Source organism: Pseudomonas sp. P8_229 (genome assembly GCF_034008635.1).
Taxonomy (GTDB): Bacteria; Pseudomonadota; Gammaproteobacteria; order Pseudomonadales; family Pseudomonadaceae; genus Aquipseudomonas.
In genome coordinates this window covers 657,568-669,135 of the sequence record NZ_CP125378.1, presented here as the reverse complement: position 1 = coordinate 669,135, position 11,568 = coordinate 657,568, and the positions used below count along the sequence as shown (strand labels likewise).

At 62.5% G+C, this 11,568-nt stretch carries 8 protein-coding genes; 7 read left to right on the top strand and 1 reads right to left on the bottom strand.

The genetic code is table 11. The annotated features are described in order from the left end of the window. Positions 1–5: 5 nt before the first annotated feature. The 3 genes from QMK55_RS02830 to QMK55_RS02820 all read left to right on the top strand — a co-directional run bounded on the left by QMK55_RS02830 (position 6) and on the right by QMK55_RS02820 (position 4,214). Positions 6–1,343 (top strand): DUF1329 domain-containing protein, encoded by a 1,338-nt coding sequence (locus tag QMK55_RS02830; RefSeq protein ID WP_320328631.1) that lies wholly within the window; start codon positions 6–8, stop codon positions 1,341–1,343. Between the two features lie 133 nt (positions 1,344–1,476). Beyond that, a complete protein-coding gene (locus QMK55_RS02825; RefSeq protein WP_102358609.1) occupies positions 1,477–2,826 on the top strand; it encodes a DUF1254 domain-containing protein in 1,350 nt (449 codons plus the stop codon). Next, positions 2,823–4,214: a DUF1254 domain-containing protein gene (locus QMK55_RS02820; RefSeq protein WP_320328630.1), complete on the top strand. Its 1,392-nt coding sequence runs from the start codon at positions 2,823–2,825 to the stop codon at positions 4,212–4,214. Before QMK55_RS02825 ends, QMK55_RS02820 begins: the two co-directional genes overlap by 4 nt. Positions 4,215–4,338: 124 nt before the next feature. Here the strand turns inward: QMK55_RS02820 and QMK55_RS02815 are convergent, their stop codons facing one another. Next, on the bottom strand, positions 4,339–6,312 hold the full coding sequence (locus tag QMK55_RS02815; protein WP_102358611.1) for an alkyl/aryl-sulfatase: 1,974 nt from the start codon (positions 6,310–6,312) through the stop codon (positions 4,339–4,341). Between the two features lie 139 nt (positions 6,313–6,451). Here QMK55_RS02815 and QMK55_RS02810 point away from each other — a divergent pair, with 139 nt between their 5' ends. The 4 genes from QMK55_RS02810 (at position 6,452) to QMK55_RS02795 (ending at position 11,447) form a co-directional block, all read left to right on the top strand. Further along, complete coding sequence (locus QMK55_RS02810; protein WP_102358612.1) at positions 6,452–7,105, top strand: ABC transporter ATP-binding protein; 654 nt, start codon at positions 6,452–6,454, stop codon at positions 7,103–7,105. Then, positions 7,102–9,573, top strand: a complete 2,472-nt coding sequence (locus QMK55_RS02805; protein WP_320328629.1) for an ABC transporter permease — start codon at positions 7,102–7,104, stop codon at positions 9,571–9,573. The genes QMK55_RS02810 and QMK55_RS02805 overlap by 4 nt, the downstream gene beginning before the upstream one ends. Beyond that, a complete protein-coding gene (locus QMK55_RS02800) occupies positions 9,563–10,630 on the top strand; it encodes a lipocalin-like domain-containing protein (protein ID WP_320328628.1) in 1,068 nt (355 codons plus the stop codon). Before QMK55_RS02805 ends, QMK55_RS02800 begins: the two co-directional genes overlap by 11 nt. A 232-nt stretch (positions 10,631–10,862) precedes the next feature. Next, complete coding sequence (locus tag QMK55_RS02795; RefSeq protein WP_320328627.1) at positions 10,863–11,447, top strand: hypothetical protein; 585 nt, start codon at positions 10,863–10,865, stop codon at positions 11,445–11,447. The last annotated feature ends 121 nt before the right edge of the window (positions 11,448–11,568 follow it).

Sequence of the window (11,568 nt, the reverse complement as noted above, 5' to 3'; positions counted from 1 at the left end):
TTCTCATGCGTATGCAATTGTGTGTACTCGCGCTGGCGTGCAGCGTGGGTCTGGCGCAAGCCAAAGGCAACGATCCGGCGCCGCTGGGCAAGACCCTGACGCCGATGGGCTCGGAAATGGCCGCCAATGCCGATGGCAGTATTCCGGCCTGGAGCGGTGGGCTGGCGAGCAACGCCGGCACCGTCGACAGCAAGGGCAGTTACAGCGATCCGTATGCGGCGGAAAAACCGCTGTTCACCATCACCGCGCAGAACCTCGCGCAGTACCAGAAGTTTCTCAGCCCCGGGCAGATCGCCTTGTTCAAGCGCTACCCGGACAGCTACAAGATGAACATCTATCCGACCCACCGCAGCGCCAATCTGCCCAAGGATGTACTGGAACAGAGCCGCGCCAACGTCGCCAAAACCAGCATGGCCGATGGCGGTAACGGTTTGCATGATTACGCCCGGGGCATTCCGTTTCCATTGCCCACCGAAGGCCTGGAAGTGATGTGGAACCACATGACCCGTTATCGCGGCGGCAGTTACGAACGCATCAGCAGCTCGGCGCTGGTGCGTGAGAACGGCGCGACCAGTTACATCCGCAACCAGTCGTTGATCAACTTTGCCGACACGGTGTCCGGGCTTGAGCCGAACGCCAATACGTTGTTCCTGTTCAAGAGCCGGGTGCTGGAGCCGGCGCGTCTGTCCGGCGAAGCGGTACTGGTGCACGAGCCGATCGATCAGGTCGCCGAGCCGCGTTCGGCCTGGCAATACCTGCCTGGTCAGCGCCGTGTACGGCGGGCGCCGATGCTCGCCTATGACAACAGCGCGCGTTACAGCAACGGCCTGATCACCGCCGACAACATCGACGGCTACAACGGTGCGCCGGATCGTTTCGACTGGAAGTTGATCGGCAAGCAGGAGCTGTTCATTCCCTACAACAGTTACAAGATCGGTAGCCACGCGCTCAAGTACGACGAGGTGATCAAGCCCAACCACATCAATCAGGACCTGGCGCGCTACGAGAAGCACCGGGTGTGGGTGGTGGAAGCCACGCTCAAGCCCAACGCCCGGCACATCTACGCCAAGCGGCGCTTTTATGTGGACGAGGACAGCTGGCAGATCGCTCAGTCGGACCAGTACGACAGCCGGGGCGAGTTGTGGCGCAGCGGTGAACTGCACGCGATTGCGCAGTACGACCATGGCTTCACCTACAACGTGCTGGAGACCTCGTATGACCTGATCGCCGGGCGTTATTACGCCGGGGGGCTGGCCAACGAAGAGACCCAGCCGATGCGGGTCGGATTTGCAGCCAAGACCGACGATTACACCCCGTCGGATCTGCGGCGCTGGGCCAAGTAACAACCGTTTCCCTTGTAGGGGTGAGCCTGCTCGCGATGGCGGTGTTTCAGGCACCTTCATTGCTGAATGACATACCGCCATCGCGAGCAGGCTCACTCCTACAAGGGTTTGTATTTTTGTCTGGAGAATCTTTATGCGTCACTGGATTTGCGCTTTTGCTGTCGGTGCCAGCCTGGGTACTGTCCATGCTGCCGACCTTGATCCGAGTCAGGCCAAGGCCCTGGCGCAAGAGGCTTACGTATTCGCCTACGCCACCGTCGAGCACGACAAAGTGCTGACCGCGATCAACGCGAAACTGCCGTTCAACCGGCTCTACGGCGAACCGCGCTTGCTCGGCCCGCAGGACAACAAAGTGGTGTCGCCGAACAACGACACCTTCTATTCGCGCGCCTTGCTCGACCTGCGCGCCGAACCGATGGTGCTGCAGGTGCCGGCGGTCGAGGCGCGCTACTACAGCTTCCAGCTGGTCGACCTGCGCACCGACAACCTCGACTACATCGGCACCCGCGCCACCGGCAATCAGGCCGGGCGCTATCTGATCGCCGGGCCGGACTGGAAAGGTGACGTGCCCAGCGGTTTCAACGGCGTGATCCGCTCACCGAGCCGCGTGGTGTTTTTGCTCGGGCGCACCGAAGTCAAAGGTGAGAGCGATCAGCCAGAAGCTGCAAAAGTCCTGATGGGTTACGCCTTGCAACCTTTGTCGCGGGTGCTGAACAGCAGCGCGCCAGCCACGCTGCCGCCGCTGCAGTTGCCGGCGTATCACGACACCAAACAGGGGCCCGCGCAGACGCTGTTCGAGACTTTCAACGCCTTGGCGCCGTTGCATGAATGGACGGCAAGCGAGCAGGCCAAACTGGCTCGTTTCGCCGCCATCGGTGTGGTCCCCAGGGCGCCGTTTGCCCCGCCGGACAACCTGCGTGACGCGGTGGCGGCCGGTGCCGAGGCCGGGCGTGAGCAGGTGCGTGTGGCGTCCAGTCAGCTGGCTCGCGAGCAGCAGGGCTGGTTGCCGTCGCCCACCAATGTCGGCAAGTTTGGCGAGGATGACCTGACCCGGGCCGCCGTGGCCTGGCGTTACATCTACGCCAACGATGCGATCGAAGCCATCTACCCGATGGCCCTGCACGATGTCGCAGGTCAGGTGCTCGATGGCCGTCAGGCTTATCGCCTGCATTTCCCGGCCGGGCAACTGCCGCCGGTGAATGCATTCTGGTCGTTGACCCTGTACGACGGCAGAACCCAGTTGCTGGCGAGCAATCCGATCCAGCGCTACGCATTGGGTGATCGCAGCCCGCAGCTGCAATACGACGCTGACGGCGGGCTGACACTGCTCCTGCAAACGGACGCTCCGGCACCCGCGCAACAGGGCAATTGGCTGCCAACGCCGCAAGGCCCGTTCAATCTGTTGTTGCGCTTATACCTGCCGAAGCCGAGCGCACTGGATGGCAGTTATCGCCTGCCGACCCTCGCGAGGGTGAAGCAATGAACCTGGTCTTCAGTCGTCGCCGCCTGCTCGCCGGCATGGGCGCAGTGGGCGCCAGTCTGATGATGCCGCGATGGGTACTGGCTGACGATATCAGTGAGTTTCAGGCGATTGCGCAACAGGCGTGGATCTACGCCTACCCGATGCTCATGCATTACCAGACTCTGGAGAAACAGCTGCTCAATCCGAATGCGCCGGAATACGTCGGCGGCTTCAATCGGTTTCGCCACTACAGCCAACTCTACACCCCGGCCAATCGTGAAATCGTCACGCCGAACAACGACACGCCGTACTCCTGGGCCTGGCTGGATCTGCGCAGCGAACCGCAAGTGCTGAGCGTGCCGGCAGTGGACCAGGACCGCTACTACGTGCATCAACTGGTCGATCAGTACACCCATAATTTCGGCTACGTCGGTGTGCTCGGCACCGGTCGTGAAGCGGGCGATTACCTGATCGCCGGGCCGAACTGGCAAGGGCCGAAGCCTAGCGGAATCAAAGCCGTGCTGCGCAGTGAAACCGAGATCGTCATGGTCCTCGGCCGCACCGGTCTGAAGAACGCTGATGACATGCCCGCCGTGCGAGCCTTGCAACAGCAATACCGTTTGCGCGGGTTGCACCAATACACCGCTGGCCCGGCACCGACGGCGGCCGCGCCGATCGCCTGGCCAGCGTGGGACAGCAAAAGCGGATTGGGGCCGGCGTTTATCGGCGTGCTCAATCAGATTCTGGCGCTGTGTCCGACGCAGCCGTCGGAGCAGGCACTGCGTGAGCGTTTTGCAACAATCGGCATCGTGCCGGGGCAACCGTTCGATTTCGCCGCGCTGCCTGCCAACCAACAGCAGGGGCTGATCGCCGGTATTCAGCAAGCGCAGGCACAACTGCAAACGGCGGTGACACAGACACGCAGCACGCTGGGCCTGTTCGGCAACCGCGAGGCAATGCACGGTAACTATGTGAACCGTGCGGTGGGGGCGCTGATGGGGATTTACGGCAACAGCGTTGAAGAGGCGTTCTACACCGGCAGCCGTCTCGACAATCAGGGCCAGCCCCTGCAGGGTGGACGGCGTTATCGTCTGCGCTTTGCGCCGGGGCAGTTGCCGCCGGCCAGTGAGTTCTGGTCGCTGACGTTGTATGACTTGCCGGATCGGCAACTGGTGGCGAACGCGATTGACCGTTATTGCCTGAGCAGTCGTGATGCGTTGCAGGCGGATAGCGATGGCGGGCTGACGCTGATGATGCAGAGCGGGGCGCCTGAACAGGACGCGTCGAGCAACTGGCTGCCGACGCCACAGAGCGGGGCGTTTACGCTGATCTTGCGGTTGTATGGGCCGACGCAGGACGTTGTTGAACAGCGCTGGCGGATGCCGGTGGTTGAAGTGGTTTCTGTGTAGTCTGGACTGACGCCTTCGTCGGAACGCCGCCCGGAGCAAGCCCGCTCCCACAGGGTTCAGCGTAATCCTGTGGGAGCGGGCTTGTTCGCGAAGGGCGCGACGCGGTTTTCCCGCGTCATCCCGATCAAGGCGTAACGATATTGAACTGCGGCCCGAACGTATCCAGGCTGCCCATCAACTCGGCAAATTTCTTGCCGTTACCCTGCAACTTGATCAGACCCTTCTGCATCGCCGTCGGGAAATCCAGTTGCTTGAGGCTGATCTTCTCCAGCGTGTCCTTGCTCAGGCTGATGCCCGCATCTGCCGCCGGATTGAGACCGGCGCGGTGCGTCAGGACACCATTGCGCAGCGTCAGATTGAAGTCCTTTTGCTGATCTTCGAACGTCCAGTTCAGCGTCAGGTCGTGGCCGACGGCCTTGTCGCTGTCCAGGCGCACTGCCAGGTAATCGAAGAACATCTGCGGGCTCATCGCCCGCACCATGTCCACCGAGACTGAAGTGCCGGCGTTCGGCGGTACGCCGTTGCGCAGTTCCATGGCCCCGGTCAGGTACATGTTGCGCCAGGTGGCGTTTTCGCTTTGGTAACCCAATTGCTCCAGGGTCTCGGCCTGCGCCTTGTGCGCGTCGGCGTTGTCCGGTTCGGCGAACAGCAACTGATTGCCCAGTTGCGCGGCCCAGCGATAGTCGCCGGCGGTCATCGCCGCGTGCATTTTGTCCAGTACCGCAGCGCTGCCGCCCATGGCCTCGACGGTACGTTTGGCGGTGTCCACCGGTGGCAGCGGATTGAGGTTGGCCGGGTTGCCGTCATAGAAACCCATGTAGCGCTGATACACCGCGCGGGTGTTGAAACTCAGCGAGCCGTAGTAGCCGCGGGTGTACCACTTGCGGTCGAGGTCGCCGGGCAGTTTCTTGATCGCGTCGGCGATTTCCAGCGGGGTCAGCCCCTGATTGAGCAAGTGCAGCGTGCGGTCATTGAGGAAGGCATACATGTCGCGCTGATCGGCGAGGAACGTACGGATCCGCTCACCGCCCCAGGTCGGCCAGTTGTGCTGGGCGAACAACACGTCAGCCTTGTCGCCATAGCGCGCCAGACTGTCGTCCAGATATTGCGACCAGGCCTTGGCATCGCGCACCTGTGCGCCCCGTGGCGTGAGGATGTTGTGCATCATCTGCGTGGCGTTTTCGGCCATGCACAAGGCTTTCAGTTCGGGCAGATACAGGTTCATTTCCGCCGGCGCTTCGGTGCCGGGCGTCAGTTGAAACTCGACCTGCACCCCGGCGATGGTGCGGGTTTCCAGTTCCTTGGCGATCAGGTCGGTCGGCGGGATCAGGGTGATGGTGCCGCCACTGGGCGTGCTCTTGCCCAGACCGGCGTCGACCTGACCCTTTTCGCCGCGTGGCAGCAGGCTGCCGAACTGGTACTGCGCGCGGCGACTCATGGCGTTGCCGGCGTAGACGTTCTCGCTCATCACGTGTTCCATGAACCCGGCCGGGGCGAACACCTTGACCTTGCCGGCCTTGACGTCGGCCTCGTCGATCACTCCACGCACGCCGCCGAAATGGTCAACGTGGGTGTGGCTGTAAATCACCGCCACCACCGGCTTGTGCGGGCGATTGGCGTAGTACAGGTCCAGCGCCGCCCTGGCGGTTTCGGCCATGGTCAGCGGGTCAATGATGATCAGCCCGTCATCACCTTCGATGATGGTCATGTTCGCCAGATCCAGACCACGTACCTGATAGAGCTTCGGGCTGACTTCGAACAGCCCGGCATGGGCACTGAGTTGGGCCAGGCGCCAGAGGCTCGGGTTGACCGATTCCGGCGCCTGGTCGCTGGCGAGGAAATCGTAGGCCTGCACGTCCCAGATCACCTTGCCGGCGGCGTCCTTGATCTGGCCCTTGAACGGCGCGATCAGACCTTTGCTGACCGACTCGTAGTCGGTGCGGTCGCTGAAGGGCAGTTGTTGCAGGACAGCAGCATTGCCGGCGATGGTCTGGGCGCTGGGGGCGACGGGCGCGTCGGCGGCCAGCGCCGATTGGCTCAGGCATGCGGTGATCAGGCAGGCCAGCAGGCCGCGGGGACTCAAAATGAAACGGGGCATGGTGTCTCCGGTTTTTTATCGTTATGGGTGGATACGTCTCGGAGGGTAGGGCGCGGGTCTGGCGCGGCGATGATCGTCAACGGACAAAAACCATTCAGGGCCGCTATCCTTGGGCCAGGTTCATCGATCAGGTTCGCTCATGCTTGAGGTTCGCGACATCTTCAAAAGCTACATCACCCCCCAAGGCCCGTTACCGGTGCTGCAGGGCGTCGACCTGACACTCGAGCCGGGCAGCAGCCTGGCGCTGATGGGCGAATCCGGCAGTGGCAAAAGCACTTTGCTGCACCTGATCGCCGGGCTGGACAAGGTTGATCGCGGCAGCATCCGCAGCGGCGAGCATCGGCTGGAGCAGATGAACGAAGCACAACTGGCCGACTGGCGCCGCACCGAAATCGGCCTGGTGTTCCAGCAGTTCAACCTGATCGGCAGCCTGCGGGTCGAGGACAATCTGGCGTTTCAGGCGCGCCTGGCCGGGCGCCATGAGCCGCGCTGGCAGGCGCATCTGGTGCAGCGTCTGGGGTTGGGCGAGTTGCTCAAGCGTTATCCCGAACAGTTGTCGGGCGGCCAGCAGCAGCGAGTCGCACTGGCCCGAGCCTTGGCGTCGCGGCCGAAATTGTTGCTGGCCGACGAGCCGACCGGCAGCCTCGACGAAGCCACCAGCGATGAAGTGCTGCGCCTGTTGCTGGAACTGCTCGACGACACCCCGACCACCCTGCTGATGGTCACGCACAGCCCGCGCGTGGCGGCGCGGCTGGCGCAGCGGGTGGTGTTGTCCAACGGCCGGCTGACGTGAACGTTTTCTGGCAAACCCTGCGCGCGCTGCTCAGCCATTGGCGACGGCATCCGGTGCAGTTCTTCAGTGTGCTGACCGGGCTGTGGCTGGCCACCAGTCTGCTGACCGGGGTCGAGGCGCTGAACAGTCAGGCCCGCGACAGCTACGCCCGGGCCAGCCAGATGATCGGTGGTGAACCCCAGGCCAGCCTGGGCACACCCAACGGCGCGACGTTTACCCAGCAATGGTTCATCGATCTGCGCCGCGCAGGCTGGCCGGTCTCGCCGCTGCTGCAGGGGCGAGTGGTCCTCAAGGATCACGACAACCAACGACTGCAACTGATGGGCATCGAACCGGTATCGCTACCGGCCGATTCCGCCGTGGCCGGGCAGGCGATGCCGATCGAGCGCATTGTCGAGTTCTTCTCGCCGCCGGGCAGCACGTGGATTTCACCGGGGACGTTGCAGGCCTTGAACCTCAGCGAAGGCGCCACGCCGCAGACCGTCAACGGCCAGACCCTGCCGCCGCTGCACGCGCAAAAGGATATGGCGCCGGGTGTGTTGCTGGTGGACATCGGCGTCGCGCAAACCCTGCTCGAACAACCCGGGCAACTGTCGCGGCTGTTACTGCCAAAGGATTTTCATGACGAGTTGCCGGCGGCGTTCAAAGGGCAGTTGCAGCTCAAAAGCAGCGCCGAGGAAAACAATCTGGCGTGCCTGACCGAGAGCTTTCATCTGAATCTCGATGCCTTGGGCTTTCTCTCGTTCGTGGTCGGGTTGTTCATCGTTCACGCGGCCATTGGCCTGGCGCTGGAGCAGCGTCGCGGATTGCTGCGCACCCTGCGCGCCTGCGGGGTGAGTGCGCGGATGTTGATCGCCAGTCTGATCGTCGAGTTGGGCGTGCTGGCCCTGGTCGGCGGGGTGTTCGGGGTTATCAGCGGTTACTGGCTGGCGAGTGTGTTGCTGCCGGACGTCGCCGCCAGCCTGCGTGGTTTGTACGGCGCGGAAGTGGCGGGGCAGTTGCGCCTGAGTGGGTGGTGGTGGTTCAGTGGCGTCGGCTTGAGCCTGTTCGGCGCGCTGCTGGCCGGCGCCAACAGTCTGTTGCGCGCGGCACGCTTGCCGTTGTTGGCGGTGGCGGAACCGCAAGCCTGGCATCAGCAGCACGCACGCTGGTTGCGGCGCCAGGGTTGGCTGGCGGCGCTATTGGGCGCGATGGCGCTGCTGGCGTTGGTGTGGGGCGACAGCCTCGGCAGCGGTTTTGCGTTGATGGCCGGGCTGCTGCTCGGTGCCGCGCTGGTGTTGCCCGTGCTGCTCAGTGCGGTGCTCAATCAACTGCTCGGGCGCAGTCGTTCGGTGCTCGGTCAGTGGTTTCTCGCCGACTGTCGCCAGCAACTGCCGGCGCTGAGCCTGGCGCTGATGGCGTTGCTGCTGGCGCTGGCGGCCAACATCGGCGCCGGCAGCATGACCGCCGGTTTTCGCCAGACCTTCAACGACTGGCTCGAACAACGCCTGAGCGCCGAGCTCTACATCAACCCGGTGAATCCGGCGCAATCGCGCGAACTGTACAGCTGGCTCAAACAGCAGTCGAAGGTCAGCGCCGTGCTGCCCAACTGGCAGGTGGCGGTGACCGTGCAGGGCTGGCCGGCGGATGTGTTCGGGGTGATCGATCATGCGCATTATCGAGAGCACTGGCCGCTGCTTGACGGAATTGCCGGGGATCCGTGGACGCATCTGGCGAACGACGATGCAGTCATGCTCAGCGAACAACTGGCGCGGCGCCTCAAAGTGCGCGCGGGTGATCATCTGGCGTTGCCGACTCCGGGGGGGACTTGGTCACCGCGCATCGTCGGGATCTACGCCGACTACGGTAATCCCAAGGGGCACGTGCTGGTCAACAGCAACCATCTGTTGCGCCTGTGGCCGTCACTGACGCCGAACCGTTTCAACCTGCGCATCGCGCCGCCAGACATCCCGCCGTTTTTGACTGCGCTGCAAACGCGCTTTCAGATCGATGACAGCCGCATCGTCGATCAGGCGCGGCTCAAGGGTTGGTCGGTGCAAGTGTTCGAGCGCACCTTTGCGGCCACCGCGGCGTTGAACAGCCTGACGCTGGCGGTCGCCGGTGTGGCGCTGTTCATCAGTCTGCTGACCCAGAGTCAGAGCCGCCTCGGGCAACTGGCGCCGCTGTGGGCCTTGGGCGTGACGCGCCGCCAGTTGATGCTGCTCAACCTCGGCCAGACCTGGCTGCTGGCGGTGCTGACGCTGGTGTTGGCGCTGCCGCTGGGGATCGCGCTGGCGTGGTGTCTGGATGCAGTGATCAACGTGCAGGCGTTCGGCTGGCGTTTGCCGTTGCGGGTGTTTCCGCTGCAACTGCTGCAACTGATGGGGTTGGCGCTGTTGGCGACGTTGCTTGCATCAGCCTGGCCGCTGTATTCGTTGTACCGCACGCAACCGGCGGATCTGTTGAGGACCTTTGCCCATGAGGATTGACCGGGTTGCGTTGTGCCTGGCATTGCTGCTGGTTGGCTGTGATCAATCGGCGCCTGAACAAAAAGGCTTTGCCGGGCTCGGCGATCAGGCTGCTCAATTCACTCCCGTAGTGCCGGGGCGCGTGTTCAGCTTCCCGGCGGATCATGGTGCCCATGATGGGTTTCGTATCGAGTGGTGGTACGTCACCGCCAATCTCAAGGACCCGCAGGGCAACGATTTCGGTGTGCAGTGGACGTTGTTTCGCAGCGCCTTGAAACCAACGCCGCGGCAACCGGGCTGGGGCAACCAGACGATCTGGCTTGGCCATGCGGCGGTGACCTCGGCCACCGCGCACCATGCCGCCGAGCGTTACGCCCGGGGCGGCGTAGGGCAGGCCGGAGTGAACGTGGCACCGTTCGAGGCGTGGATCGATGATTGGCGTTTCGCCAGTCAGGCACCGGATCCATTGACGGATCTGCAACTCAGTGCCCGCGACAAAGCCTTCAGCTATCAACTGCACCTCACCTCCAGTCGTCCGCTGGTGTTGCAGGGCGACAATGGTTTCAGCCGCAAATCCGAACAGGGCCAGGCTTCGTACTACTACAGCCAGCCGTTTTTTCAGGCCAGCGGCACCCTGCAAATCGATGGGCAGACCTACACCGTCAGCGGCCCGGCGTGGCTGGACCGGGAATGGAGCAGCCAGCCGCTGGCGGCCAATCAGACCGGTTGGGACTGGTTTTCCCTGCACCTGGACAGCGGGGCATCGCTGATGCTGTTTCGCACCCGGCAAACCGATGGCGCGCCATATCTGACCGGCACCTGGATCAGCGCCGACGGCCAGACCCAAACCCTGCACGGCGACCAGATCAAACTCACTCCCCACGACACCGCGAAAGTCGCCGGCCGTTCGATGCCGGTGCGCTGGTCGATCAGCATTCCCGACAAACACCTCGACATCAGTCTGTCGGCGTTGAACCCCAACGCCTGGATGAACCTGCGCATTCCCTATTGGGAAGGCCCGGTGCGAATCAGCGGCAGCCATGGCGGACGCGGCTATCTGGAAATGACCGGGTATTGACGTTCATACACAAAACCCTGTGGGAGCGAGCTTGCCCGCGAACCGGCCCCTTTGCGCGACCCCGTCGAGGACTTCCCCATGAGCGACGACCAGACCTGCTGGCAGCAATCCCCCGACGCAGCATCAGAAACCAAAGCCAAGCCCTGAACAGCGTCTATGCTCAGTGGCACATCCGGCGCCCAACACGCGTTGGCGCCGGTTGTTGCCATTCATTACAGGGAAAGTACCGCCTATGAAGCTTCAAGCACTGGCCAAGGCCATCACCCTCGCAACCGTATTGTCCGCCACCAGTTTCGGCGTATTGGCTGCCGATATTCCGTTGTCCGCCACCCTCGAGGCCGATAAGGTCACCACCAAAGTGCTGGCCGTCGATGCGGCCAAACATCAGGTCGTGCTCGAAGGCCCTGAAGGTCGCCAGGTCCACGTTCAACTGAGCGACAAGGCGAAAAACCTCGACAACCTCCAGATCGGCGACCTGGTAACACTCGAAGTCCAGCGTTCTGTCGCGGCTTACCTCGATACCGATGTGGATAAAGGTCTGCCTGGCACCGTCGAGCGCAACGGCGAGTTACGCAAGGCGCCGGGCAGCGAAAACCCGGGCGGCGAGGCCTATCGCCAGATTCAGGTGCAGCTGAAAATTACCAAAATTGATTTGAAGAACAACCAGGTGACTCTGCAAGACCCCCAAGGCCAGTCGAAAACCCTCGACGTGAAGAAGCCTGAAATCCAAGCCAAATTGAAAGATCTGAAAGAAGGGCAGAGCGTTATCGTCACTTACACCGATATATTAAAAGTGACCAGTCAGCATGAAAGCTGAGTATTAACTCTACAGGATGGTTGTTCTTGTACAACGTATTGTATGAGAACAATCATCTGAAATGAGTTGTGCAGCGCTTTGAAAGTTTCGTGAAAGGATTTCGTCGATAAATATCTATTAA

Bases quoted from the DNA above. Each gene is read 5' to 3' on its own strand.
- QMK55_RS02830 (WP_320328631.1), top strand. From the start codon at position 6: ATGCGTATGCAATTGTGTGTACTCGCGCTGGCGTGCAGCGTGGGTCTG.
- QMK55_RS02825 (WP_102358609.1), top strand. From the start codon at position 1,477: ATGCGTCACTGGATTTGCGCTTTTGCTGTCGGTGCCAGCCTGGGTACT.
- QMK55_RS02820 (WP_320328630.1), top strand. From the start codon at position 2,823: ATGAACCTGGTCTTCAGTCGTCGCCGCCTGCTCGCCGGCATGGGCGCA.
- QMK55_RS02815 (WP_102358611.1), bottom strand. From the start codon at position 6,312: ATGCCCCGTTTCATTTTGAGTCCCCGCGGCCTGCTGGCCTGCCTGATC.
- QMK55_RS02810 (WP_102358612.1), top strand. From the start codon at position 6,452: ATGCTTGAGGTTCGCGACATCTTCAAAAGCTACATCACCCCCCAAGGC.
- QMK55_RS02800 (WP_320328628.1), top strand. From the start codon at position 9,563: ATGAGGATTGACCGGGTTGCGTTGTGCCTGGCATTGCTGCTGGTTGGC.
- QMK55_RS02795 (WP_320328627.1), top strand. From the start codon at position 10,863: ATGAAGCTTCAAGCACTGGCCAAGGCCATCACCCTCGCAACCGTATTG.